Source organism: Bacillus pfraonensis (genome assembly GCF_050768835.1).
GTDB lineage: Bacteria > Bacillota > Bacilli > Bacillales > Bacillaceae_G > Bacillus_A > Bacillus_A pfraonensis.
Genome location: NZ_JAHCDO010000106.1, coordinates 1 through 296, shown reverse-complemented (window position 1 = coordinate 296; position 296 = coordinate 1). Strand labels below are relative to the sequence as shown.

Sequence of the window (296 nt, the reverse complement as noted above, 5' to 3'; positions counted from 1 at the left end):
AAGATTAGTTATAAAGGAAACGAAGGTTATATATCACTAGAGTTTGTGAAACTAGAATCTGGTAAGCAAGAAGAGAAACCAGGAAACATCACAAATGAAGCACAAGAAGGTGGAATAATTACCGCAACAAGTTTACGAGTGAGAAGTGCAGCAAATACAAGCAGTGCGATACTAGGAAACTTGAAAAACGGAGAAAAAGTAACGATTTTAGGGAAAGCAAACGGCTGGGCGAAGATTAGTTATAAAGGAAACGAAGGTTATATATCACTAGAGTTTGTGAAACTAGAATCTGGTAA

Annotated in this window: 1 protein-coding gene; it reads left to right on the top strand. The window is 36.5% G+C overall.

The window, feature by feature from the left end:
• A partial coding sequence (locus KFD70_RS29305) for an SH3 domain-containing protein (RefSeq protein ID WP_431613558.1) occupies nucleotides 1-296 on the top strand: 296 nt, incomplete at both ends.